Source organism: Sporosarcina sp. FSL K6-3457 (assembly GCF_038007285.1).
Classification (GTDB): domain Bacteria; phylum Bacillota; class Bacilli; order Bacillales_A; family Planococcaceae; genus Sporosarcina.
In genome coordinates, this window is sequence record NZ_JBBOWX010000001.1 from 3766166 (window position 1) to 3791525 (window position 25360).

Below are 25360 nucleotides of genomic sequence, written 5' to 3' on the forward strand. Positions count from 1 at the left end.
GTTATCCACCACATTTGTTAGTAACTCTATGAAAACAGCCCCTTTATCCACTCCCAGATGAAAAAGGTTACTTTTTCTTCTTCTTTTTCTTGTTTATCTGGAAAGCAGATTTTAGGAAACAATGCACACCACCAGTTATCCCCACGCCCACTACCGATTGTTAATATATACGCATCGTAAGTAGCTTGTGGATGAATGACTAGGCCCGAGCGCTTCGCTGGGAACAGTGCCTTTGTACGTTCCAATGAAATGGTTTGCCCATCTGCTAGCGCATTAGCTGTTTCAAGGATTGTACTTTCCAGTGCTACTAAGTTATCCACAAGTTCTTGTTTCGATAACGATGAAGTGACCGCCTCGTTGATAAGTGGCTCAATTTGTTGCTGGATAGCCCTTTTCACTTGCTGATCCACAGGTGCATTAGAGTGGGCAAGCATTCGAAAACGGATTGCATCATCCTCTGTAGGTCCTGCTGTGAATAACGTTAGTATGGATTGAATCACAATCAATACAAGGATGAACTCGATGTAAGGCATCACCTTATTTATAGTTGTCTTTCTTATAATCTCGTAATCTGTTAGCATGTCTATCCCCTCCTACACCGCATTATTACCGGTTAGGAGGTTGTTTATTCACAAGTCTCACAAAATATTATTCTGTCTTTCCCGTTGATATCTTTTACCGTTTCCACAAGTGCAGTTGGGAATGCCTCTTGGAATAATTTATGCACAGCCGGCCCCTGTAGATAGCCGATTTCAACTGCGATGAGGAATGACTTGTTCATAAGTGCTGGTAAATCTTCTGCGAGCTTACGGTAAAAGTAGAGTCCGTCTTCCTCTGCGAATAAAGCATTGTGCGGCTCGTGGTCCAGGACAGCGCCTGACATCAATTCAGCTTCGGCATGCGCAATATAAGGCGGATTCGATAAGACGATATCCCATTTTTCATGTGCGATGGGTGCAGTCAAATCACCTTGGCGAAAATCGATGTCAGCACCGTTCGTCATTGCATTATGCCGGGCAATCGTCAGTGCACCTTCACTAATATCCGTCGCAGTGACGCTAGATTCAGGCCATTCTTTTTTGAATGACACTGCGATAGCCCCACTCCCCGTTCCAATATCCGCGACGGTAATCAATTTGTTCGGGAATAGTTTTCGACCACGTTCCAGTGCACCATAAACAAGTTCCTCTGTCTCCGGGCGCGGAATAAGAACGCTATTATCTACTTTAAATGGATAGCCGTAAAAACTCTCTTCGCCGATGACATATTGAACCGGTCTTCCTTCGAGTAGTTCCGTAGCTTTAGCCCAAAATTGCTCGTGCTGCTGCTCAGTTAGCGGTTCGCGGACATCGGCAAACAAGGTCGCTCTGGATTTTTTCGTGATGAATTCCATGAGCATTTGCGCTGCATGCGGCTCCAACCCTTTTTCCTCCAATAAAGAAGAAGCCCGCCCCAGAGCTTCATAGATTTTTTCAGTCATGGCGATCCAAACTTTCAAGGCGATAGGCCTGTTCTTCCATAATGAGTGCATCAATAACATCATCAAGCTTACCTTCGATAATTTGGTCTAGCTTCTGAATCGTTAGACCAATCCGATGATCCGTCACCCGGTTTTGCGGGAAGTTATACGTGCGTATTCGCTCGGAACGGTCACCTGTTCCAACTGCCGACTTTCGGCTCGCAGCATATTCTGCTTGGGCTTCTTGTTGTGCTGCATCGTAGACACGAGCTTTTAATACTTTTAACGCTTTTTCACGGTTTTTAATTTGTGATTTTTCATCTTGCATAGATACGGTGATTCCCGTCGGTAGGTGCGTAATACGAACAGCAGAGTCTGTCGTGTTAACATGCTGACCACCTGCACCACTTGAACGGTACGTATCGATTTTCAAATCTTCTTTGAGGATTTCAATATCGACATCTTCAGCTTCTGGTAAGACTGCGACAGTCGCAGTTGATGTATGCGTTCTTCCGCCTGACTCAGTTTCCGGGACTCGCTGAACCCGGTGTGCACCATTTTCAAATTTGAGTTTTGAATATGCACCGTTGCCGTTTATCGTGAAAATAATTTCTTTAAAACCACCGAGTTCCGTTGGAGATGATTCGATGACTTCCGTTTTCCAGTGGTTCATTTCCGCATAGCGGCTATACATACGGAATAGATTCCCCGCAAATAAGGCGGCTTCGTCGCCACCGGCCGCCCCACGGATTTCCATAATGACGTTCTTACTATCATTCGGATCCTTTGGTACTAACAGGATTTTCAGCTGCGCTTCGAGCAACTCGATTTTCTCCTCGAGCTCGGACACTTCCATTTTGACAAGCTCTTTCATGTCATCGTCGAGCGGTTCGTTCAGCATTTCCTTGGCATTTTTATATTCTGCTTTTGTATTTTTATAGTCACGGTATGCTTCAACCGTTTCTTGCAGGCCGGACTGTTCTTTCGAATAATCACGAAGTTTCGTGATGTCACTTACTACCGCGGGATCACTGAGCAATTCATTCAAATGCTCGTAGCGGTCTTCTACTGCTTGAAGCCTTTCAAACATTGTGTGCACCTCTTTTTCAGGACTATTTTGTACGTTCATTGTACGGGAAACGGCGGGGTAAATACAGTTATTTCTCTGTTAATGGGATTCTGGATGATTTAGATGAAGTTCATTACACTTTCGATGAACTTAACAACATCCCCATAAAACAAAACCCGTCCACATTCCACGGACGGGTATCACAACTTTATCCTTGCGCTTCCACCATAGCAGAAACACCTTTAGGTACTTCGTGATGTTTACGGCATCTAGGTTCGTATGCTTCTGCAGCACCTACGAGAATGACCGGATCATCGTAGCCAGCGGGTATGCCGTTAATGAGTCGCTGTGTTCTACTTGAAGGTGAGCCACATACTGTACAGACAGCTTGTAGTTTTGTGACATGCTCGGCAATGGCCATTAGGCGCGGCATAGGACCGAATGGTTCACCGCGGAAGTCTTGGTCGAGTCCAGCAATTATGACACGAAATCCGCGATCAGCCAGCTTCATGACTGTGTCTACGATCTGATCGTCGAAAAATTGAGCTTCATCGACTGCGATGACGTCATAGTCCCCTGCAATAAATTCTTCAATATGTGACGAGCTTGCGACAGGTATCGCAATGACTGTCGTTCCATTATGACTAACAACCGCTTCTTCACTATAGCGATCATCAATTTCTGGTTTAAATACAGCTATTTTTTGCTTGGCGAATTGAGCTCGTCTCACACGTCGAATCAATTCCTCTGATTTCCCTGAAAACATGCTACCGCAAATTACTTCAATCCATCCACCTTGCATCGTTACATACATGGATAGTCTCCTTTCGATACTTCGTTATATAGTCATTTCTGTATGGTTGTTTGAATGTTCATCATACCCGAAAACCTCTTGAATTTAACGTCTGTTTTTTCTTAGTAAACTATGTTATACAGATCGTTTTTCGACAATAGAAATACCCGCCCGGTGCGTGTTGCACCTGACGGGTATTGTGAAGAGCTTACTCTTCATCGCGACCTTCTTCTTTGAGGCCATATTTTTTGTTGAAGCGATCGACACGGCCGTCCGCTGCAGCAAATTTCTGACGTCCAGTGTAGAATGGGTGGCACTCCGAACAAACTTCCACTCGGATGTCCCCTTTTACAGAACCTGTAGTGAATGTGTTACCACATGAACAAGTAACTGTTGATGCGTCATAAGCTGGATGAATTCCTGATTTCATTACGTTCTCTCCTTTGCCCTGGACCATCTGGTACAGAGTTATAATATAAGACTGATTGCCTTACACGGTCCGTATGTGTCAACCGCATATGCAACAGATAGTATTTAATATACCTGAATCATTATAGCAAATTCTTTTTTCAAGTGCAACATCTTTCTACAACAACCCCTTGCCGTTACGCTGGGCTTTCATTTCTTCGTTTAACTTGTCGAAAAATTCTTCGTTCGTTTTTGTTAAACGTAGTTTCTTTAAGAAACGTTCTGAAAAGTCATGTGCATCGGAAAATGTTTTACGGATTGCCCATAGTTTTTCAAGCTGGCTGGCCGGAATGAGTAATTCCTCTTTCCGCGTCCCTGAGCGGCGAATATCGAGCGCTGGGAAAATTCGGCGTTCCGCAAGATGACGATCAAGATGCAACTCCATATTACCTGTCCCTTTGAATTCTTCGTAGATGACTTCGTCCATGCGGGAACCTGTGTCGATTAAAGCTGTCGCTAGAATTGTTAAGCTACCGCCTTCTTCAAGATTACGTGCTGCTCCAAAAAATCGCTTTGGACGATGGAAAGCAGCCGGGTCAATCCCCCCGGACAACGTACGTCCACTTGTCGGAATCACAAGGTTATAAGCACGTGCAAGTCGAGTGATGGAGTCCATCAGGATAATAACATCCCGTTTATGTTCCACTAATCGCATAGCTCGTTCTAATACAAGCTCTGCCACCTTGACATGGTTTTCCGGTAATTCATCAAATGTCGAACTGACGACATCGGCATTGACCGACCGCTCGATGTCCGTTACCTCTTCAGGTCTTTCGTCAATGAGGAGGACAATCAGTTCCGCTTCTGGATGATTTGTCGTTATGGAGTTGGCAATTTCCTTCAACAGTAATGTTTTCCCTGCTTTTGGAGGCGCCGCAATGAGTCCACGCTGACCAAAACCGACTGGCGAGATGAGATCCATAATCCGTGTCGATAGCTTCATAGGGTCAGCTTCAAGTTTGATATGACGGTCTGGATATAGTGGTGTAAGGGCCGGGAAATGCACTCGCTCACGTGCTACTTCCGGATCTTCACCGTTGACAGCCTCTACTTGTAATAAGCCATAATAGCGTTCCGATTCTTTCGGCGGTCGAACTTTCCCGGACACTTTGTCACCATTTCGCAAATCAAACCGACGAATTTGTGAGGCAGATATATAAATATCTTCGGAGCTCGGAGAATAGTTGATAGGACGAAGGAAGCCATAGCCTTCTGATTGGATGATTTCAAGGACACCTTCCATGAAGAAAAAGCCTTCTTGCTCAGCTCTTGATTTTAATATTGAAAAAATCAATTCTTTTTTTGTTAGTTTTGCATAATAAGCAATTTTATATTGTTTAGCGAGGGCATATAACTCTTTTAGCGTCATATTTTCTAGCGTCGAAATTGTTAATATTGTCATCTTTTGGCACCACTCTTTACGTTAATGGGTATTTTTTTGAGGCAAAGGGAAGATGCCCGGCGCATGGCCGGGCGATGGGGTCTATAATTCATTACACTGATTCACATTAGTCTTGCATAACGAGTAGAGGTTTTTTCTCCATGCTATGACGACCTTCCACAAATCGAATTGTACCCGATTTTGAACGCATGACAAGTGAGTGTGTCTCACTATAGCCACCTTTAAACTGTACGCCGCGAAGAAGCTCTCCGTCTGTCACGCCAGTTGCCGCGAAAATTGCGTCGTCTCCCTTGACGAGGTCATCCATGTACAAAATTTTGCTAACATCGATGCCCATTTTTTCACAACGTTCACGCTGCTCATCATCAGCCGGCATCAGTCTGCCTTGGAGTTCGCCGCCAAGACATTTTAGTCCAGCAGCTGCAATAACACCTTCTGGCGCACCGCCAATGCCGAACATAATGTCCACACCAGTTTCATCAAACGCAGTGTTGATGGCAGCTGCCACATCGCCGTCAGTGATAAGCTTAATACGCGCACCTGCTGCACGAATTTCTTCAATGATGTGAGTATGGCGTTCTCTGTTCAGAACTGTGGCAACAATATCCCCAATGTCCTTGTTTTTTGCTTTCGCAACAGCAAGAAGGTTCTCTGTTATTGTCGAGTCTAAACTGACTTTACCAACCGCTTCTGGACCAACCGCAATTTTATCCATGTACATATCCGGTGCATGAAGCAAGTTGCCTTTATCTGCGATGGCGATGACTGCAAGTGCATTCCAGCCACCAGCTGCAACAATATTGGTCCCTTCAAGCGGGTCGACAGCGACATCCACTTCAGGGCCCTGACCTGTTCCCAACTCTTCACCAATATAAAGCATTGGTGCTTCGTCCATCTCACCTTCACCAATCACAACAATTCCTTGCATCGGAATCGTATCAAACACGTTACGCATCGCTGTAGTTGCAGCATCGTCTGCCTCATTTTTCAAACCGCGTCCCATCCAACGTGACGCTGATACTGCTGCCGCTTCTGTGACACGGACTAATTCCATTGATAAACTGCGTTCCATTGGCTGTATTCCTCCCGTTTTTACGGTTATCCCGTAGGTTTTACGATTCAGAATAAGTATAACATAAATAGTTATAGTGTTACGCTATTCATTCGCTAACGACGACTTCCTCCGGAATTGTTACTTTATGAATTTCTGCACCCAGTCCTCGAAGTTTTTCAATTAGTGAACTATAGCCACGCTCGATATGTTGAATTTCTTGCACTTCTGTTACACCATCTGCAACGAGCCCCGCGATAACAAGTGCGGCGCCAGCACGAAGGTCGGACGCACGAACCGTAGCTGCCTGCAACGGTGTCGGTCCAGCAAGAATTGCTAATCGACCTTCCACACGGCCATCTGCATTCATCCTACGAAGCTCGTCAATATGCTTGAACCTAGCTGAGTATACTGTATCCGTAATCATTGAAGAACCAATTGATTGTGTTAGCAGCACAGAGAACGGCTGTTGCAAGTCTGTTGGAAAACCTGGATAGACAAGTGTTTTCACATCGACTGCTTGCAAATTTCTCGACTTCGGAATATAAATTTGTTCCGCGCCCTCGACAACGTTCACACCCATTTCACGGAGCTTCGCCGTCAATGCTTCGACATGGAATGGAATAACATTGTCGATTGTTATTCCATCCCCTGCCACAGCTGCCATGATCATAAATGTCCCCGCTTCAATTCGGTCTGGGATGATCGTATGCTTTGTCCCGTGAAGCTTGTCCACACCATCAATTCGAATCACATTCGTTCCTGCACCTTTAATTTTCGCACCCATATTAGAGAGTAATGTAGCGACGTCGATAATTTCAGGCTCTTTCGCTGCATTCTCAATGGTTGTACGTCCTTTTGCAAGTACTGCTGCAAGCATGATATTAATGGTCGCTCCGACACTGACAACATCCAAATAGATTTTTGCACCACGAAGTTCCTCGGCACGCAAATAGATAGCACCATGTTCGTTCGTTACTTTTGCACCAAGTGCTTCAAAGCCTTTAATATGCTGATCAATCGGCCTTGGACCTAAATGACAGCCTCCCGGAAGACCAATGACTGCATTTTTAAATCTACCTAGCATGGCACCCATCAAATAATACGATGCCCGAAGCTTTTTCACATTGCCGTTCGGAAGCGGCATAGAAACCATTTCTGTTGGATCTATCGTCATCGTTCCATTAGCAAACTCGACTTTTCCACCAATATCTTCAAGTAGAGCTTGAAGCGTCACAACGTCGGAAATTTCCGGTAGCCCCTCAATGGTTACAAGAGAATCAGCTAAAATGGAAGCCGGTATTAATGCAACCGCACTATTTTTTGCTCCACTGACTTTGATAGTCCCTTGCAATCGTTTGCCACCTGTTATTTTGTAAACGTCCATATTACTCTCCTTCAGTACGTCACTTGTTCTTTCTTGCTTCCCAGTCTGCAAGGAATGCTTCGATTCCTTTATCAGTCAATGGATGATTAAATAATTGTTTTAATACATTAAATGGTGTTGTTGCAATATGTGCACCGCTTAGTGCAGCATCTGTAATATGCTGAGGACCACGAATAGAGGCAGCAATAATTTCAGTTTTTATGTCATGGATTGTGAAGATATCTGCAATTGTAGATACTAATGCCATCCCGTCTTGTCCAATATCATCTAATCTGCCAAGAAACGGAGAAACATACGTAGCACCCGCACGTGCGGCAAGGAGTGCCTGGTTCGCACTGAAGATGAGTGTCACATTCGTTTTAATGCCTTCTTGTGAAAAAACAGAACAAGCCTTCAAGCCTTCTGGCGTCATTGGCAATTTCACTGTAATATTTGGAGAGATTGCTGCAAGTTCCCGTCCCTCTCGGATCATTCCTTCTGCATCGAGTGCTATAACTTCTGCACTAACTGATCCCGGAACAAGCGCACAAATTTCACGTAATCGATCATGGAATGGCACATCCTCTTTTGCAACGAGTGATGGATTTGTTGTCACACCCGATACAATCCCCCAGCTATGCGCTTCCTTAATCTCTTCAAAATTCGCCGTATCAATGAAAAACTTCATACTAAACATCCCCCTTTGTTTTGTCTTGAATAGCTACTTTTTAATGGAAAAGGAGGAGAATGCATCACAAAGAATGCTTCTCCTCTTTACTCTTACTCTATTATTAAGCCTTTTGTGAACTACCAAATTCACGCATTTTACCGATCACCGATTTCTTAATAGCGTCGCGCATTGGTGTAAGGTATTTACGTGGATCATATACTTCAGCATCTGCCGCAAGTGCTTCACGGACAGCTTTTGTACCTTCAATTTGGTTTTCTGTGTTCACGTTGATTTTAGCTGTTCCTAAAGAAATCGAACGTTGGATATCTTTTGTTGGGATACCTGTTCCGCCATGTAGTACAAGTGGTAGATCCGATTGGCCTGAAATTTCTTCCATTTCTTTAAAGCCAAGATTCGGTTCACCTTTATAAGGCCCGTGAACTGATCCAAGTGCAGGTGCTAGGCAATCAATACCTGTTTTTTCAACAAGTTCTTTACATTCTGCTGGGTCTGCATAAATAACACCTTCTGCAATGATATCGTCTTCTTGTCCACCAACGACACCCAGTTCTGCTTCCACAGAAACACCGCGCTCATGTGCGTAGTCAACAACGCTTTTCGTAATTTCAATGTTTTCAGCAAGTGATTTTGATGATGCATCAATCATAACAGATGTGAATCCTGCATCAATTGCTTCTTTACATTTTTCAAAACTTGAACCGTGGTCAAGGTGAATCGCAACTGGGACAGTGATTTTATAATCATGGATAAGACCTTTCGTCATATTAACGACAGTTGTAAAACCACCCATGTAACGTGCTGCGCCTTCGGAAACACCTAAAATAACTGGTGATTGCTCCTCTTGTGCAGCTTGTAAAATTGCTTGTGTGTATTCAAGGTTGTTCAGGTTGAACTGACCGATTGCATACCCTTCTTTTTTCCCTTTAATCATCATATCTTTCATCGATTCCAACGCCATATAAATTCCTCCTCCAAAAAAATCGAACTGAATATTGAATATTAATTTTACCACCATCATCATAACAAAAAAGAACAGTGTTTACCACTGTCCAATTTGTCAATTTTCAAAAAGTGCATTGACGGCGTCTCGAACTTCATAAATATCAAAAGGCTTTGTAAAATATTTTAATGCGCCAATTTCCAGCGCATCGTCCGTCATTTCTATTTCCCCATATGCGGTCATCATAATGACCGGAATTTCCGGCCAACTACTTTTTATTCTTTTCAATACTTCAACACCGTCTATTCCAGGCATTTTCATGTCAAGTAGAATACAGCCTGGCACTTCATCCTTCACAGCCTGAAGCGCTTCCATTCCATTAGCAGCGAGTCGCGTTACAAACCCCTCCCGACGGAACACCTCGTCTAGGAGGAGACGGATACCCGTTTGATCATCTACGATTAACAAACTTTTCAATATCTACCCCTTCTTCCCGTTAAACCCACTTGTGTACTAGTACTTATTTGACAAAATAAAGTTTTTTCCTTCTTTTATTTGAAATCAATTACGTAATGGGGAGATTTTGCTTTCCATGTCATCGCTTCTTATAATGGAATAGAGGTGATCATTATGAAAATATTGACGACACAAATTGGTGGACTTCTTCAGCGGATAGCTACTAATAATGAAGAATCTGTTGAAGAAACAGCCCGACTTCTAGCGCAGGCAACGATTGGCCAAGGCCGGGTAATTATTGCAGGATTTGGTGAAATGGGAGCCGTGACAGCAACTGCGCTAACTAATGTAAACCCTTTTAAGGGAGCCGTTCGCTATGTGGAAGGGATGGATATCGAATCAGCGGATCGTGTCTGGTTATTGACACATTCAGCAGAGGACGAGCGTGTACTTAGTCTAGCACAATCCCTTGCAGAACGCTTCATTCCATTCGCTGCGTTGAGTGCCGACAAGCCAGGTGAAGGGAACACACTTGAAGATTTGTCTTATACGTATGTATCGACAGGTCTGACGCGCGGATTGTTACCTGGGGATAACGGGGAGCGGATTGTTCAACCACATGCTATTGCTGCTTTGTTTGTTTATGAAGCGGTAAAACTTGCGTATGATGAAATGGTTTCTGACGAGGATTAAGAACAAAAGCGCTGGAGCCTAAACATGAAATCTCTACGTCATAACTTATCCGCAGCACGAGATTTTATAGCTTCCTAAGCAATGAAAAAAGCTACATCACAAGCATAACTTTGCTTGGATGTAGCTTTTTAAATTTTTTATGTCTACTACTCACTTTCCGGCAAGTGCCGCTTTAACGAAGTCGCGGATTAGTGGTTGTGGACGTGTTGGGCGTGATGCAAATTCTGGATGGAATGCCACACCGATGAAAAATGGGTGGTCTTCCAATTCGATGATTTCAACAAGCTCATCGTTCGGGCTTATACCAGAAAGTGTCATACCCGCCGCTTCAAATTGCTCACGGTATTCATTATTAAATTCATAGCGATTACGGTGGCGTTCGTAAATCAACTCTTCACCGTAAGCTGCACGCGCTTTTGTTCCTTCTTTTAATTTACATGGATAGATACCCAATCTGAAATAGTCTTCTACACTTTCAGCAGGACATTCGACAATTCGATATTTTGTATCTTTATCGAATTCAGCTGAATGAGCATCTTCCAGTCCCATGATATTACGTGCGTATTCAACTGCTGCCAATTGCATTCCAAGACTAATTCCGAAAAACGGTACTTGGTTTGTCCGCGCATATGTGATTGCTTCAATTTTACCAGCAATTCCACGTTCGCCGAAGCCACCAGGTACAAGGATTCCCTCTACATCTCCAAGGTATTCAGATGCATTTTGTGCTGTCACTTCTTCGGAATTAACCCACTTAAATTCAATATCCGCATCAAAGTCATACCCTGCATGACGCAACGCTTCCACTGCTGAGAAATAAGCATCCTGCAATTCAACATACTTGCCAACAATTCCAATACGAACTGTTTTTGACAAGGATTTCACCTTATTGACGAGTGCTACGATTTCTGTCAAATCAGGCTCTTTCGTCTCAAGTCCAAGGAAATCTACGACGATTCGATCCATGTTTTGTTCATGCAATCTTAATGGCACTTCATACAATGTTTCTGCATCAAGTGCTTCGATGACTTCTTCTGATTTAATATTGCAGAACAATGCAATTTTGTCTTTCATTTCTTGTGGCACTGGATATTCACTCCGAACGACAATCATATTCGGCTGAATCCCAAGGCTTCGAAGTTCCTTTACGCTATGCTGTGTCGGTTTTGTCTTCATTTCACCAGCTGCATGTAAATAAGGAATGAGGGTGTTATGGATATACATGACATCATTTTTCCCAAGATCTGTTTTCATCTGACGAAGTGCTTCAAGGTATGGAAGTGATTCGATATCGCCAACACTGCCGCCAATTTCAGTAATAACAACGTCTGCGTTCGTTTCTTTTCCAGCGCGTTTGATGAGGCTTTTGATTTCATTGGTAATATGAGGGATAACTTGAACTGTCGCCCCATTATATTCGCCACGGCGTTCTTTTTTCAATACAGAGGAATAGACTTTCCCCATTGTAACATTCGAATACTTGTTCAATTTAATGTCGATAAAACGCTCGTAATGGCCGAGGTCAAGATCTGTTTCTGCACCATCTTCTGTGACGAATACTTCACCATGCTGCAGAGGACTCATCATTCTTGGGTCTAGGTTAATGTATGGATCGAACTTTTGCATCGTCACCTGAAGGCCTCGGCTTTTCAATAACCGTCCAAGTGATGCTGCGTTAATGCCTTTACCGAGTGATGATACGACACCACCGGTTACAAAAATATATTTTGTCATGTCAAACTCCTCCGTTCACTTATTTAATGAAAAAATTAAAAAGCGCTCCATCTATAGATATAATCTACAGGAGGAGCGCATATGCACTGGTTTCTTGTGTCCTTTTTAAGGAGCCCAGTAAAATCTTATAGTGTTAGACGCATGAAGTCAAGTACTTATTCTTCAATTTCTTCCTCGTCCTCTTCTTCTTCATCTTCTTCATCAAGTTCTATGTCTTCATCATCAGGAATGATTTCAAGGTCATCGTCAGGCTCAAGTAGATCCACTTCGATTTCTACGATTTCTTCTTCGTCCTCGTCCTCATCATCTTCCTCATCGTCATCAATTAGCTCATCGAATTCCTCGTCGAATAGCTCGTCCTCATCGTCATCTTCTTCGTCCTCTTCCTCATCGTCATCCAATACTGCTTTTTTCTTTTTCTTCTTGCGGACTTTAACGACTGGAGCTGTTTCTTCTTCAATCTGATCAACTGGATACCATTCACGAAGACCCCAACGGTTGTCGTTGATGGCAAGGAACCTTCCATCAATGTTCATGTCGGTATAAAATTGTTGCAATTTTTCCTTCATCTTCTTTTCGCTTATACCTGTGAGCTTACGAATTTCATCCATCAGCTGTTGGAGGGTAAGTGGTTCATGTCTTTCAGTCAAAATCGCATAGGCGATATTAATCATCGATTCTTCCGATAGTTGTTCTTTTGTCATTTCACGAATATTCAATAGACGCACGTCCTTTCTCTACAAATCAATTACGCCCGGCGTAATTGCGTCCGGATTTTTTTCGAGCGAGCTCTTGTCCAGTTTCCGAATGCCAGCCTCTCGGGTCGTTTCGGTCTTTCCGAAAAGGTGAAAAGCACACCTTTTGCGGTAAGCCCTCCAACGCCTATCGAGGCTAGACGGCATTCTACACTTTTCCTAAAAAAGCTCCCCTAAAAATCCGCGACATCCGCCGGAGGCTTTATATTCATTCAGCGGGTGCCCCGCTGAATGAATATAAACATACATACCATTATATACAATGAAAGCTGAAATATGCTACATTCTTTTACTCTTTCTCAAGCTTTTAAGTTCTTTTACGACAATCCAGCACAAATAGATGGCTGCTAAGAGGAAAGGAATGGCGCCTAGGCCGTCATCATAGAGAAAATAAATAAGGAAGATAATTATAATAATAATGATGAAGTGCTTCAACCTATACATGCAGACCCCCCTATTGCGTCATTACTTATAGTATAGGAAATAAAGGTAAAGTATGTCACGTTTTTCGATTTGCCTTCTAGAAATATTTCACTTTGAAAGTTGTAATGGATGATTTTTTGAACATGCTTTGGCGCTTGGGATACTTGAGCCTGCTACGAACATGCTCTATGAATCCATTTTACATGCCCCATAAATACATAAGGACTGCTCAAAAAGTCAAAATGACCAGTCAGCAGTCCTTTGCATTATTCGACTTTCGGAACACGAAACGTAACGGTAGTTCCTTCATCTAGCTTACTTATAATAGCCAATCCACGTCCGAATTGCTGCTTTAACCGCTTATCGGTATTTAACAAACCAATCCCACGCTGCCCCTCCGTTTCATTGGTTAACAGCCTCTTTAATCTTTCTTCCGAAATTCCTACTCCATTATCCATAATTGAAATATCGACGTATTCTTGCCATTCGAAAAGTTGAAGTCGAACCGTCCCACCATCGCGGCGTTTTAACACTCCGTGATTGATGGCATTTTCTACAAGTGTCTGAATCGTCAGCGGTGGAACTTCTACATTCGGCATCTCACCAATTTCCCATTCTACATGCAATCGATCACCAAAACGCTGTTGTTCGATAAATACATACGATCGTACCAATTCAAGTTCCTTTGCTAAGGAAACCAGTGGATCCAAATTTCGGGTAGTAAAACTCGCTTGTAAATAATTTCCGAACTCGTCTAGCATTTTCGTCACTTTTGATGTATCTAACTCACTAAGCGCTGCAATCGTATTTAACGTATTGAATAGAAAATGAGGTCGGATTTGCGCTTGCAGCCAAGCCGCCTCCATTCGTACTCTTTCATGAATCGATGCTTTCAAATCCGTTAGCGCTCTCACCCTTGTGATCAATTCAAGTTTTTCTACAGGCTTTGTGACATAGTCATTCGCACCACTCATAAACCCTGTTTGAATATCCTCCAATTGACTCCGCGCAGTCAACAGCAAAATAGGCAATTCCGACAAAGTAAACCTCTCTCGAATTTTCCGCGTCAATTCATAGCCTGACATATGTGGCATCATGACATCAGAAATAACGAGATCCCATCTCTCCTTATCCAATAAAACCAATGCCTCCTTGCCACTCGTACAGGTGACAACGTCATATTGTTCTGCCGACAAAATCTGCTCCACAATCGACAAATTAAGCGGATCATCATCTACAACTAGAAGTCGGGGTTGTCCCTTATTCACGTAAACTTTGGAATTGCTTTTCACATGCACTAATTCCACATTTTTGACTGCTTCAGGACGAGAAGCTCCCAATGCCAGTTGACGTTCCGCTATCGGAAGCGTGAAAGTAAAGGTAGACCCCTTCCCTACGATTGACGTGACGGATAGAGAGCCTCCATGCAATTGAACTAACTGCATGCAAATACTCAACCCAAGTCCGATTCCACCCGCAATTGCAGTCATTTCAGAGTCCGCCCGCTCATAAGGCTGGAAAATATGCTTCACGGTTTCCTCATCCATTCCAATCCCCTGATCCTGCACATAAATCAAGGCCTGACCATTTCTTACTTCAGCCGAAACAATGATTTCTCCCTCAGCCGTATACTTCACCGCGTTATGCACCAAATTGAATAGAATTTGGAATAGACGGTTTTCATCCGCCACTACCTTTGGAAACATCTCAGGAATCTTTTGGACAAATGTAATACATTTTCCTTCCCTCATAAAACGAAGCGTATCAAAGACACCAGCTACCACCGATGTTAGATCTACTTCCCTAACCTGTAAGCTAATTCGATTCTCGTTGAGTTTTTTGATATCCAAGAGATCATTCAGAATCATCGACATACGCCGCCCGACTGTCATGACAATCTGTAAGTTTTTCTTACTTTCTTCAGTCAGATGATCCTTCTCACTATCATAAATAGTTTGGGAAATATTCATAATTCCATGAAGCGGATTTCTTAATTCATGCGATGTATTGGCAAGAAAATCATCCTTTTGTTGGATCTCTTTTTGCAATTTCACAGTCAATTCCTTACTTTCATCCGTCACTTGGAAAAAGCGTTTGAACCAAAATATCGCGAAAAAAATTACACCAATGATGATGTCAAACGGATAGTAAGGAAATGAAGCGTATAATCTACTTTTAGCAGATCCCCATATAGCACTGGAAGCAATACTGGTAGTAGCAAGAAGTAAATAGATGACTTCGGGCTTCCCCACCATCGTTACTAGTCTCAGTGTCAACAGAGGAATCAATACCGGGATAGTGAGCATAATAACTGAAAAAAGCGGAGCAATGATTATCTTAACATCAAGCAGGACGCATACAATGTACAACGAATAAAAAGTAGTTAGTAGCTTGAATAGTAAATCTATCCCCTTTTTATGTATTGAACTTCTAAGTATAATCGGTTTACAAAATTGCATCATAAAAAACGCACTACTCGCATACGACAAGTGAAGTAGTTTTTTCCAAATCGTCCAATCAATAGATGGTAGTAAGTAAAGTAATAGTTTATCGTCATCTACAAGAACGGAAACAGTTGCAGAAATAAATGCAATAGAGAGATAAATCAACTCTCTCTTTCTACCAAATAATAAAAAGATGGCGAATGCATAAATACCATGCAGCAATAGGATCGTCGCTACCATGAATTGCATCATAAATGAGAGGTGCTGATCTTTTTGCGTCGCAGTGGATGTCCCAAATATAATCGATTTCACAATTCCACCTGAACGGCTAGATTCATAATTTGAAACTTGAATCATCAGGTCAATTTCTTTTAGCTGTCCATCCATTGTTACTTCAAATGGACGATAATCTGGGATAGACGCTTCCTCGGTTTCAGCCACCTGCCCCATACTAGCGATGTGTTCACCATTTATAAAAATAGTCGCACTCGACCTTATTTCTTTAAAGTTTAAGGTATACTGTTTAGCGTGTTCATCCAATAAAATACGAAGTCGATACGTTCCATATCCGTACGACGAATTTTCATCATGGGATACGCTTTTCCGCCAGTCTCCAGGAACGGTTATTTCAAATGGCTCTAGGCCTGATTGTTGAGCATCCATTTTTTGCGGGTCCACTAATTGCTCACGATAAAAGAGCCATTCCCCATTTAGCGTGATGCTTTTATCATCCTGTAATTCCGTCCCCCTGAGATCTAAAATCCCCTTTTCTGCCAAAGGATAATCTACTGTAAGATTTTGATTGATCCAGAGCAAACGAAAACTGAGCAGCAGACAGGCAAACATCACGACAATGACAATCGTTTTTTTCTTACTCATACCCGTTGACTCCGCCCTTGGCGAAAGCAGGCACTTGCTTGTTGCATACTTCTTTCCCCCTCCAGCGAATATTCAGCTACTTATCATATTTTTCTCTTCATTCGATTGTACGCTTCGCTGAATAGGTTGTACATATCTGATCCGTACTATGATTGGGATACATACTCATTCCTACGCTAATACTCACATAAATCTGATGATTCAGACATGATATTCTTGTTAAATAGATCCAAGATCGATTGGACATTCACTTTAATGTCACCAATACCATACTAAATGGCTCTTACAACTTTCTTAAAATCCTCCTAGATTGGGCAAAAACAAAACCAGTCGGCAAATGGCTGACTGATTTTAATTCTTACATTTCTCTCAATCACAAAAATCCACGGAGAGTTCGCAATCTCCGTGGATTTTATTACATATTTCTGCGGTACTGTCCGCCAACTTCGTAAAGAGCGTTGGTAATTTGCCCGAGGCTTGCTACTTTTACGGTTTCCATTAGTTCTGCGAAAATGTTGCCGCCTGAAACCGCTACGTCTGTTAGCTTGTTCAATGCTTCCACTGTTTGACTAGCATGTGTAGCTTGGAAAGCACGTAGGTTGGTGATTTGTGTTTCTTTTTCTTGTTGTGTTGCGCGTGCCAGCTCCATGTTATCGATATCGTCTGCAGACGGCGGGTTAGGATTCAAATAGGTATTGACACCAATAATCGGCAGTTCCCCCGTATGCTTCAGCATTTCGTAGTGCATGGATTCCTCTTGGATTTTACCACGTTGGTACTGTGTTTCCATTGAGCCAAGTACGCCGCCGCGGTCATTGAGGCGGTCGAATTCTTGGAGTACGGATTCTTCGACGAGATCCGTCAATTCTTCAATGATGAATGTCCCTTGAAGCGGGTTTTCATTTTTTGCAAGGCCAAGCTCTTTTGTAATAATCATTTGAATCGCCATTGCACGGCGAACAGATTCCTCTGTTGGCGTTGTGATGGCTTCGTCATAAGCGTTTGTATGAAGTGAGTTACAGTTATCCTGTAACGCCATTAGCGCCTGCAACGTCGTACGAATATCGTTGAAATCGATTTCCTGTGCGTGCAAACTACGCCCTGATGTTTGTACGTGGTATTTCAACTTCTGGCTGCGTTCGTTAGCACCGTATTTATCACGCATCGTTACTGCCCAAATGCGGCGAGCGACTCGCCCAATTACCGTATATTCCGGATCAAGGCCGTTCGAGAAGAAGAACGACAAGTTCGGCGCAAAATCATCAATATTCATGCCGCGGCTTAAATAATACTCAATATAGGTGAAACCGTTTGCCAGTGTAAAAGCGAGCTGTGAAATCGGATTCGCGCCCGCTTCGGCAATATGATAACCAGAAATCGACACAGAGTAGTAATTACGGACTTGTTGGTCGATGAAGTACTGCTGAATATCGCCCATCATGCGTAGCGCAAATTCTGTTGAGAAAATACAGGTGTTTTGACCTTGATCTTCTTTCAGTATATCTGCTTGAACGGTCCCACGCACAACTTGTAGTGTCGCCGCACGTAGTTCTGTGAATTCTTCCATTGTCAGTGTGCGCCCTAGCGCTTCTTCCTTGATGCGAACTTGCTGATCAATTGCCGTGTTCATGAACATCGCCAAAATAATAGGAGCTGGACCATTAATCGTCATCGATACTGATGTCGATGGTGCGCATAAATCGAAGCCTGCATAGAGCTTTTTCATATCTTCAAGTGTACAAATACTAACGCCTGACTCCCCGACTTTGCCATAAATGTCTGGGCGCTCATCCGGGTCTTCCCCGTATAACGTAACAGAGTCGAATGCCGTCGATAAGCGTTTGGCATCGTCGTCTTTCGACAAGTAATGGAAACGACGATTCGTCCGTTCTGGTGTTCCTTCGCCAGCAAATTGGCGTTTTGGATCTTCCCCTTCTCGTTTAAACGGGAAAACACCAGCCGTATATGGATAGGAACCAGGTACATTTTCTTTATAAACCCAACGTAGAATTTCCCCGTAATCCTTGAATTTCGGCAGGGACACTTTCGGTATTTTTAAACCAGAAAGGCTGGTAGTTGTTAAAGCTGTGCGTAGTTCTTTATCACGAATTTTCGTAATGAATTCATCTCCGGCATACGCCTCTTTTAACTGTTCCCAATTCGCCAAAATACGTTTCGATTCAGCTGTCATCTCTTCACGCACACCGTCTACAAGTGATTGAAGCGATGCAGTAAGTGCATCATTCGGCGCTTGCTCATTGACAACTTCCATAGCCCCTTCAAGCTGGAATAGGCGACGGGCAAGCTCAACTTGTTGTTCCGATTTCTTATGATAATCGCGTACCGTGCTGGCAATTTCACGCAAGTAATGATGACGGTCATTCGGAATAATGACATTCTGTTTTTGCGTTTTGACGAATTGACCATAGGATGTTTCCCAGTCCAATCCACATTTTTCATTCAACACGGTGACAAGCGCGGCAAATAAGGCGTTCGTTCCTTTGTCATTGAACTGGCTGGCGATTGTACCATAAACAGGCATATCGGCTATGTCTTTATCCCATAATAGATGACTGCGCTGATACTGCTTTTGCACTTGACGAAGTGCGTCTTCGGAGCCTTTTCTTTCGAATTTATTGATAACAATGAGGTCTGCGAAGTCTATCATGTCAATTTTCTCGAGTTGTGTCGGCGCACCAAATTCACTTGTCATAACGTACATCGAAGCATCGGATACTTCTGTAATTTCCGCATCCCCTTGCCCGATTCCACTTGTTTCGACAATGATTAAATCGAAACCGACTGTTTTAACAATATCGAGCACGTCCTTGATGGCACCGGAAAGTTCAGTTCGAGAACCGCGTGTTGCGAGGCTGCGCATGAATACACGGTTGTTAAAAATCGCATTCATGCGAATACGGTCACCTAGCAATGCACCGCCTGTTTTCTGTTTTGTCGGGTCAATCGACAGAATGGCCACTTTCTTATCGGGTAGTTCTCGTAAAAAACGTCTAATTAACTCATCCGTCAGCGAGCTTTTCCCCGCACCACCCGTACCTGTAATTCCAAGAACAGGCGTGTTTTTAGTTAGCGCACGTGCCTGTGTGATTAACGCATTCGCCTTCGCATCATTCTGATCATATATTTCTTCTGCATACGTAATGAGGTTGGCGAGCACTTCCGGTGTTTCCGGCGTTACTGTTTCAAGTTGCCCTAGTTCATCGTCAACTTCCGTCAGAAAATCACATTCCTCCAACATACGATTAATCATACCTTGTAACCCCATCTTGCGACCGTCTTCAGGTGAGAAAATCCAGGCAATCCCATGGTCATGTAGGTCTTTGATTTCCTTCGGAATAATAACTCCGCCGCCTCCACCGTAAATACGAATATGTGGCGCACCTTTTTCCTGCAATAGGTCATACATATATTTAAAGTATTCAACATGACCACCTTGGTAGGAGGAAATCGCAATGCCTTGCACGTCTTCTTGAATGGCGGCGTTGACGACTTCCTCGACAGAACGATTATGCCCCAAATGAATCACTTCAGCGCCACTGGATTGCAAAATACGACGCATAATATTGATTGACGCGTCATGGCCGTCAAAAAGACTGGATGCCGTGACGAACCGGATATGATGTTTCGGTTTATAGATCTCAACTGTAGCCATAAAAAACACCCCTTTTTCGGTACTCTACTTACTCCCCCACAAGCCCTTTGAAAAGCTGATCCGTCTGAATACGAATATAGTCTTCAATTGTATGATTTTTTTGCAATGCCCATCTGCGGAATGCCCACATTTGTCCTTGTACAACGACATGGTGTGCCGCCAGGCTAATATCTGCTTGCGCTATACGTAAATCCCCCGATTCCACACAGGCTTGTAGCAGATTTTCAAACAGTGCAACCATTTCCATTTCTTTTGTTATTACATATTTCAAAGCGTCCTTCGGCAATGATTTTGATTCTTGATACATGACGAGAAATTCATCGGACATATCGTCAATCAAGTGGAAGTATTGGTCAATCGCTAGACGTAGTCCATCAATCGTCCCTTCCTGAGCAGGAAGCGTAGATAGTCGATTATGCACTTCATTGTAAATACTATCGCAAACAAGATAGAGTACGTCTTCCTTCGTTCGGATATATTCATAAAGAGTCCCGATGCTAAAGCCCGCTTCCTTGGCAATTTCACGGGTTGTTGCGCGATGAAATCCTTTTTCCTTGAACAATTTCACCGCACCTTGAATCATCTGTTCACGCCGTTTTTCGATGAGGCCTTCATCCTTAACCGATGATTTTACTTTACGCTTCGTTTCCATAGCTGTTGCCCCCGATCATTTTGTTAGCATACGGGAGATGACGAGGCGTTGAATTTCCTGCGTTCCTTCGTAAATTTGCGTAATTTTCGCGTCGCGCATGAAGCGTTCAACCGGATAGTCCTTCGTATAGCCGTAACCGCCGAATACTTGGACCGCATCTGTTGTCACCTTCATCGCCGTATCTCCAGCCATTAGTTTCGCCATTGCAGACTCTTTGCCATACGGTAAATTATTTGATTCCAACCAAGCTGCTTGGTATGTCAATAATCTAGATGCCTCTGTTGCTGTTGCCATATCTGCTAGTTTGAAGCCAATGCCTTGGTTGGCAGCGATTGGTTTCCCAAATTGCACGCGTTCTTTCGCGTAGTCAACAGATGCGTCAAGTGCCCCTTGTGCGATGCCGACTGCTTGTGCAGCGATACCATTACGACCACCGTCAAGTGTCTTCATGGCGATGATGAAGCCATCTCCTTCTTCACCTAGAAGGTTTTCTTTCGGTACGCGACAATTTTCGAACATAATTTCAGTCGTTGGTGATGAACGAATACCTAGTTTTCTCTCTTTTTTCCCAACTGAGAAGCCTGGGAAATCTTTTTCAACGATAAACGCGCTTGTGCCTTTATGTTTTGATTCTGGATCAGTGACTGCGAAAACGATGTATGTGTCGGCAATTCCACCGTTTGTGATAAAGATTTTTGAACCATTCAAGACGTAATCGTCGCCGTCTAGTTTTGCGGATGTACGCATACCACCAGCGTCCGAACCAGAACTTGGCTCTGTTAAGCCATACGCACCAATTTTTGTACCTTCTGCCATCGGACGAAGGTACTTCTGTTTTTGTTCTTCTGTGCCGTATTTAAATACCGGCCAGCCTGCTAGTGATGTGTGGGCAGAAAGTGTCACACCTGTTGAAGCGCAGACGCGTGATAGTTCTTCTACTGCGATGACGTAGGCCAGATAGTCACTGCCGATGCCGCCGTACTCTTCTGGCCAAGGAATACCTGTTAGGCCGAGTTCTGCCATCTTTTTGAAGATATCCATGTCAAAGCGTTCTTCTTCATCACGCTCTGCAGCTGTTGGTGCTACTTCGTTTTCGGCAAAGTCACGGACCATTTTGCGGATCATTTCATGCTCTTCGGATAGTTTGAAATTCATGTTAGTTCCCCCTGTTTTATATGTTGTTATTTTATCAAATGTTTACTAATGACGATGCGTTGAATTTCGCTTGTACCTTCGTAAATTTCGGTTACTTTGGCGTCGCGGAAATAACGCTCGACTGGATAATCCTCGGTGTAGCCGTAGCCACCGAATACTTGGACTGCTTCAATGGAGCCTTCAACTGCTGCTTTCGATGCGAATAGTTTGGCCATGGATGCTTCTTTTCCGCAAGGTAGTCCCTCTGAGCGTAGCTGTGCTGCACGGTACACGAGCAATTTTGCCGCTTCGACAGCGGTTGCCATATCTGCTAATTTGAATCCTACGCCTTGCTGAGCTGCAATCGGCTTGCCGAACTGCACGCGTTCTTTCGCATAGCCCGTCGCTGCTTCCAGTGCTGCTTCTGCAATACCAAGTGCCTGTGCCGCGATACCAATCCGGCCAACGTCCAAATTGGCCATCGCAATTTTAAACCCTTCGCCTTCTTCTCCGAGACGATTACGGGCAGGTACTGTCATATTATCAAACGATAGCTCGACTGTACGAGAGCCGTGAAGCCCCATTTTTTGTTCATCTTTGCCGATAATTAAGCCCGGCGTATCTTTATCGACAATAAAGGCTGTAATTCCGTATGTTCCCTGTGCAGGGTCTGTAGATGCGAACACAATGTACACATCCGCTTCCCCACCGTTGGTAATGAACATTTTGGAACCGTTTAACACATAGTGATCGTCTTTTTTCACGGCTCGCGTTTTCAGTGAACCGGCATCAGACCCAGAGGATGCTTCTGTTAAACAAAATGCACCGAGATATTCTCCGCTTGCCAATCTCGGCAAATAGCGCTCTTTTTGTTCATCATTACCGAAATACATAATCGGATTCGTGCCGACCGACGTATGAACAGACAAAATAACGCCAACGACAGCACTCACTTTTGACAGCTCGTGGATTGCGCTAATATACGACACAAAATCCATGCCTGAACCGCCATATTTTTCTGGAACCGTAATGCCCATTAAACCAAGCTGACCCATCTTCTTCAAAATATCACGCGGAAATTCGCCCGCTTCCATTTGTGGAATGAACGGCTCAATTTCTGTCTTCGCAAAGCCGCGGACCATGTCGCGCATCATCTGCTGTTCTTCGGTGAATGTTAAATTCATAATCGTTTCCCCTTTAATTGTAGACGTAGAAACCTCGACCAGACTTTTTCCCTAACCAACCTGCCTTGACATATTTTCTAAGCAATGGACATGGGCGATATTTAGAATCGCCGAATCCTTCGTGTAATGTTTCCATAATGTATAAACAAGTATCGAGTCCGATGAAATCTGCAAGTTGCAATGGACCCATTGGATGATTCATACCTAGTTTCATGACATCATCAATCGCCTCAATCGATGCAACACCTTCATACAGTGTGTAGATGGCTTCGTTGATCATCGGCATTAGTATGCGGTTAGCGACGAATCCTGGAAAGTCATTTACTTCGACTGGTGTTTTCAACAATTTCACCGTCAGATCCTCAACTGCTTTGTAGACCTCGTCCGCTGTAGCAAGGCCACGGATAATTTCGACGAGTTTCATGACGGGTACTGGATTCATGAAATGCATACCAATGACTTTTTCTGGGCGACTTGTGGCCGCTGCGATTTCCGTAATCGGTAGAGATGACGTATTAGAGGCAAGAATTGCATGCGCTGGTACGATGCCATCGAGTTTGGCGAAAATCGACCGCTTGATGTCCATATTTTCAACAGCTGCTTCGATAACGATGTCAACATCTGATGCGTCTTGTAGGTCGAGTGACTTTGTAATGCGACCGAGAACAGCCGATTTTTCATCTTCCATCATACGACCTTTTTCAACATTACGAGCAAGATTTTTCGTGATGACCGCGATGCCTTTCGCATAGGATTCTTCCTTAATGTCGTTCAGTTTTACATCATAGCCCGCTTGTGCACACACTTGGGCGATGCCTCCACCCATTTGCCCTGCACCGATGACCATTACTTTTTTAATATCCATACTGTCGATTCCTCCGACTTTATTCAGATTTTTCTACTTCAATCATAATTGCATCTCCTTGGCCTCCACCTGAACAAATCGCCGCAATGCCTATGCCGCCGCCGCGTCGTTTCAATTCATATGCCAATGTCAGTATAATGCGTGCTCCACTGGCACCTATCGGGTGTCCAAGCGCCACTGCCCCGCCGTTGACATTAACTTTTTCTGGATCAAGACCCGCAATTTGTACACTTGCAAGCGCGACGGCTGCAAACGCCTCGTTTATTTCAAAAAGATCGATATCTTCTAGTTTTTTTCTTGTCTTTTTCAATAGCTCGTTAATGACAAGCCCTGGTGTTTGCGGGAAGTTTTGCGGTTCAATGGCGACTTCCGCATGACCAATGATTGTTGCTAGTGGCGTTTTACCTTCCCGCTGCGCACGCTGTTCATTCATCAACACAAGGGCACATGCCCCATCATTGACGCCTGGCGCGTTGCCAGCTGTAATCGTGCCCTCTTTGCCGAATGCCGGACGTAATTTTGCCAGTGATTCAAGCGATGTATCACGGCGTGGTGCTTCGTCTGTATCGACTGTCAATGGGTCACCTTTACGCTGTGGAATATTAACAGCAATGATTTCTTTCGCGAATAAACCGTTATCAATAGCCTGCAATGCACGGTCATGACTGCGTAGTGACCATTCGTCCTGCGCTTCCCGTGTCAATGACAGTTCCTCCGCTGTCGAGTTACCGTATGTGCCCATATGAACACGGTCTGATGAGAATGAACAAGAAAGTCCGTCATAGATCATGCCGTCAACGAGTTGTGTGTCACCCATTTTCAAGCCAAAACGTCCTTTTGGTAAATAGTACGGTGCATTGGACATCGATTCCATACCACCTGCGACAATGACTTCTTCGTCGCCAAGACGGATAAGCTGGTCGCCTAACGTGACGCTGCGCATACCGGATGCACATACTTTGTTAATGGTTTCCGTTTTTACAGACCATGGAAGTCCTGCCTTTGTTGCGGCTTGTCTAGACGGGATTTGTCCTTGGGCTGCCTGCAATACCGTGCCGATAATGACTTCATCAACGTCAGTTTCTTTAACACCCGCTCGGTTCAACGCCTCTTTAATCGCAATGCCGCCAAGATCGCTTGCTGTTAGAGACTGTAATGCGCCGCCTAATTTCGCAAAAGGTGTTCGTGCCCCATCTAAAATGACTGTTCTTGCCATTGTATCGCCTCCG

At 43.8% G+C, this 25360-nt stretch carries 21 protein-coding genes; 1 reads left to right on the forward strand and 20 read right to left on the reverse strand.

Annotation, left to right across the window (positions count from 1 at the left end; translation table 11 throughout):
* Positions 1–26 precede the first annotated feature (26 nt).
* The 11 genes from N1I80_RS18270 to N1I80_RS18320 all read right to left on the reverse strand — a co-directional run bounded on the left by N1I80_RS18270 (position 27) and on the right by N1I80_RS18320 (position 9716).
* A complete protein-coding gene (locus N1I80_RS18270) occupies positions 27–581 on the reverse strand; it encodes a stage II sporulation protein R (RefSeq protein WP_340739263.1) in 555 nt (184 codons plus the stop codon).
* 44 nt (positions 582–625) lie between these two features.
* Positions 626–1480, reverse strand: coding sequence for a peptide chain release factor N(5)-glutamine methyltransferase (gene prmC, locus N1I80_RS18275; RefSeq protein ID WP_340739264.1), 855 nt, complete (start codon positions 1478–1480; stop codon positions 626–628).
* Positions 1473–2549: a peptide chain release factor 1 gene (prfA, locus tag N1I80_RS18280; RefSeq protein ID WP_340739265.1), complete on the reverse strand. Its 1077-nt coding sequence runs from the start codon at positions 2547–2549 to the stop codon at positions 1473–1475. Before prfA ends, prmC begins: the two co-directional genes overlap by 8 nt.
* A 187-nt stretch (positions 2550–2736) precedes the next feature.
* Positions 2737–3342, reverse strand: coding sequence for a thymidine kinase (locus N1I80_RS18285; protein ID WP_340739266.1), 606 nt, complete (start codon positions 3340–3342; stop codon positions 2737–2739).
* A 187-nt stretch (positions 3343–3529) separates the two neighbouring features.
* On the reverse strand, positions 3530–3751 hold the full coding sequence (gene rpmE / locus N1I80_RS18290; RefSeq protein WP_340739267.1) for a 50S ribosomal protein L31: 222 nt from the start codon (positions 3749–3751) through the stop codon (positions 3530–3532).
* Between the two features lie 156 nt (positions 3752–3907).
* Positions 3908–5191, reverse strand: a complete 1284-nt coding sequence (gene rho / locus N1I80_RS18295; protein ID WP_340739268.1) for a transcription termination factor Rho — start codon at positions 5189–5191, stop codon at positions 3908–3910.
* Between the two features lie 106 nt (positions 5192–5297).
* Entirely contained in the window at positions 5298–6263 is a 966-nt protein-coding gene (gene glpX, locus N1I80_RS18300; protein ID WP_340739269.1) for a class II fructose-bisphosphatase, read from the reverse strand.
* Between the two features lie 88 nt (positions 6264–6351).
* Positions 6352–7629, reverse strand: coding sequence for a UDP-N-acetylglucosamine 1-carboxyvinyltransferase (locus tag N1I80_RS18305; RefSeq protein WP_340739270.1), 1278 nt, complete (start codon positions 7627–7629; stop codon positions 6352–6354).
* A 19-nt stretch (positions 7630–7648) separates the two neighbouring features.
* On the reverse strand, positions 7649–8296 hold the full coding sequence (gene fsa, locus N1I80_RS18310) for a fructose-6-phosphate aldolase (RefSeq protein ID WP_340739271.1): 648 nt from the start codon (positions 8294–8296) through the stop codon (positions 7649–7651).
* Positions 8297–8399: 103 nt separating this feature from the next.
* On the reverse strand, positions 8400–9257 hold the full coding sequence (locus N1I80_RS18315) for a class II fructose-bisphosphate aldolase (RefSeq protein WP_340739272.1): 858 nt from the start codon (positions 9255–9257) through the stop codon (positions 8400–8402).
* Positions 9258–9356: 99 nt separating this feature from the next.
* The gene (locus N1I80_RS18320) at positions 9357–9716 is read right to left on the reverse strand and encodes a response regulator (protein ID WP_340739273.1); all 360 of its coding nucleotides are present in this window, start codon (positions 9714–9716) and stop codon (positions 9357–9359) included.
* Between the two features lie 153 nt (positions 9717–9869).
* Here N1I80_RS18320 and N1I80_RS18325 point away from each other — a divergent pair, with 153 nt between their 5' ends.
* Positions 9870–10388 carry a DUF2529 family protein gene (locus tag N1I80_RS18325; protein ID WP_340739274.1) on the forward strand — a complete coding sequence of 173 codons (519 nt, stop codon included), beginning with the start codon at positions 9870–9872 and terminating at the stop codon, positions 10386–10388.
* A gap of 150 nt (positions 10389–10538) precedes the next feature.
* Here N1I80_RS18325 and N1I80_RS18330 read toward each other — a convergent pair whose 3' ends face one another.
* The 9 genes from N1I80_RS18330 to N1I80_RS18370 all read right to left on the reverse strand — a co-directional run bounded on the left by N1I80_RS18330 (position 10539) and on the right by N1I80_RS18370 (position 25347).
* The gene (locus N1I80_RS18330; RefSeq protein WP_340739275.1) at positions 10539–12122 is read right to left on the reverse strand and encodes a CTP synthase; all 1584 of its coding nucleotides are present in this window, start codon (positions 12120–12122) and stop codon (positions 10539–10541) included.
* Positions 12123–12277: 155 nt separating this feature from the next.
* The gene (rpoE, locus tag N1I80_RS18335; protein ID WP_340739276.1) at positions 12278–12850 is read right to left on the reverse strand and encodes a DNA-directed RNA polymerase subunit delta; all 573 of its coding nucleotides are present in this window, start codon (positions 12848–12850) and stop codon (positions 12278–12280) included.
* Between the two features lie 716 nt (positions 12851–13566).
* A complete protein-coding gene (locus N1I80_RS18340; RefSeq protein WP_340739277.1) occupies positions 13567–16623 on the reverse strand; it encodes a hybrid sensor histidine kinase/response regulator in 3057 nt (1018 codons plus the stop codon).
* 415 nt (positions 16624–17038) lie between these two features.
* Positions 17039–20296 (reverse strand): fused isobutyryl-CoA mutase/GTPase IcmF, encoded by a 3258-nt coding sequence (gene icmF / locus N1I80_RS18345; protein ID WP_340739278.1) that lies wholly within the window; start codon positions 20294–20296, stop codon positions 17039–17041.
* Between the two features lie 28 nt (positions 20297–20324).
* Positions 20325–20948: a TetR/AcrR family transcriptional regulator gene (locus N1I80_RS18350; protein WP_340739279.1), complete on the reverse strand. Its 624-nt coding sequence runs from the start codon at positions 20946–20948 to the stop codon at positions 20325–20327.
* Between the two features lie 15 nt (positions 20949–20963).
* On the reverse strand, positions 20964–22103 hold the full coding sequence (locus tag N1I80_RS18355; RefSeq protein WP_340739280.1) for an acyl-CoA dehydrogenase: 1140 nt from the start codon (positions 22101–22103) through the stop codon (positions 20964–20966).
* Between the two features lie 26 nt (positions 22104–22129).
* A complete protein-coding gene (locus N1I80_RS18360) occupies positions 22130–23266 on the reverse strand; it encodes an acyl-CoA dehydrogenase (RefSeq protein ID WP_340739281.1) in 1137 nt (378 codons plus the stop codon).
* Between the two features lie 13 nt (positions 23267–23279).
* Complete coding sequence (locus N1I80_RS18365; RefSeq protein WP_340739282.1) at positions 23280–24131, reverse strand: 3-hydroxybutyryl-CoA dehydrogenase; 852 nt, start codon at positions 24129–24131, stop codon at positions 23280–23282.
* 19 nt (positions 24132–24150) lie between these two features.
* Entirely contained in the window at positions 24151–25347 is a 1197-nt protein-coding gene (locus N1I80_RS18370) for an acetyl-CoA C-acetyltransferase (RefSeq protein WP_340739283.1), read from the reverse strand.
* Between the last annotated feature and the right edge of the window lie 13 nt (positions 25348–25360).

Excerpts from the sequence above, each read along its gene's own strand:
- N1I80_RS18270 (WP_340739263.1), bottom strand. The coding sequence starts at position 581 with ATGCTAACAGATTACGAGATTATAAGAAAGACAACTATAAATAAGGTG.
- prmC (WP_340739264.1), bottom strand. The coding sequence starts at position 1,480 with ATGACTGAAAAAATCTATGAAGCTCTGGGGCGGGCTTCTTCTTTATTG.
- prfA (WP_340739265.1), bottom strand. The coding sequence starts at position 2,549 with ATGTTTGAAAGGCTTCAAGCAGTAGAAGACCGCTACGAGCATTTGAAT.
- N1I80_RS18285 (WP_340739266.1), bottom strand. The coding sequence starts at position 3,342 with ATGTATGTAACGATGCAAGGTGGATGGATTGAAGTAATTTGCGGTAGC.
- rpmE (WP_340739267.1), bottom strand. The coding sequence starts at position 3,751 with ATGAAATCAGGAATTCATCCAGCTTATGACGCATCAACAGTTACTTGT.
- rho (WP_340739268.1), bottom strand. The coding sequence starts at position 5,191 with ATGACAATATTAACAATTTCGACGCTAGAAAATATGACGCTAAAAGAG.
- glpX (WP_340739269.1), bottom strand. The coding sequence starts at position 6,263 with ATGGAACGCAGTTTATCAATGGAATTAGTCCGTGTCACAGAAGCGGCA.
- N1I80_RS18305 (WP_340739270.1), bottom strand. The coding sequence starts at position 7,629 with ATGGACGTTTACAAAATAACAGGTGGCAAACGATTGCAAGGGACTATC.
- fsa (WP_340739271.1), bottom strand. The coding sequence starts at position 8,296 with ATGAAGTTTTTCATTGATACGGCGAATTTTGAAGAGATTAAGGAAGCG.
- N1I80_RS18315 (WP_340739272.1), bottom strand. The coding sequence starts at position 9,257 with ATGGCGTTGGAATCGATGAAAGATATGATGATTAAAGGGAAAAAAGAA.
- N1I80_RS18325 (WP_340739274.1), top strand. The coding sequence starts at position 9,870 with ATGAAAATATTGACGACACAAATTGGTGGACTTCTTCAGCGGATAGCT.
- N1I80_RS18330 (WP_340739275.1), bottom strand. The coding sequence starts at position 12,122 with ATGACAAAATATATTTTTGTAACCGGTGGTGTCGTATCATCACTCGGT.
- N1I80_RS18340 (WP_340739277.1), bottom strand. The coding sequence starts at position 16,623 with ATGAGTAAGAAAAAAACGATTGTCATTGTCGTGATGTTTGCCTGTCTG.
- icmF (WP_340739278.1), bottom strand. The coding sequence starts at position 20,296 with ATGGCTACAGTTGAGATCTATAAACCGAAACATCATATCCGGTTCGTC.
- N1I80_RS18350 (WP_340739279.1), bottom strand. The coding sequence starts at position 20,948 with ATGGAAACGAAGCGTAAAGTAAAATCATCGGTTAAGGATGAAGGCCTC.
- N1I80_RS18355 (WP_340739280.1), bottom strand. The coding sequence starts at position 22,103 with ATGAATTTCAAACTATCCGAAGAGCATGAAATGATCCGCAAAATGGTC.
- N1I80_RS18360 (WP_340739281.1), bottom strand. The coding sequence starts at position 23,266 with ATGAATTTAACATTCACCGAAGAACAGCAGATGATGCGCGACATGGTC.
- N1I80_RS18365 (WP_340739282.1), bottom strand. The coding sequence starts at position 24,131 with ATGGATATTAAAAAAGTAATGGTCATCGGTGCAGGGCAAATGGGTGGA.
- N1I80_RS18370 (WP_340739283.1), bottom strand. The coding sequence starts at position 25,347 with ATGGCAAGAACAGTCATTTTAGATGGGGCACGAACACCTTTTGCGAAA.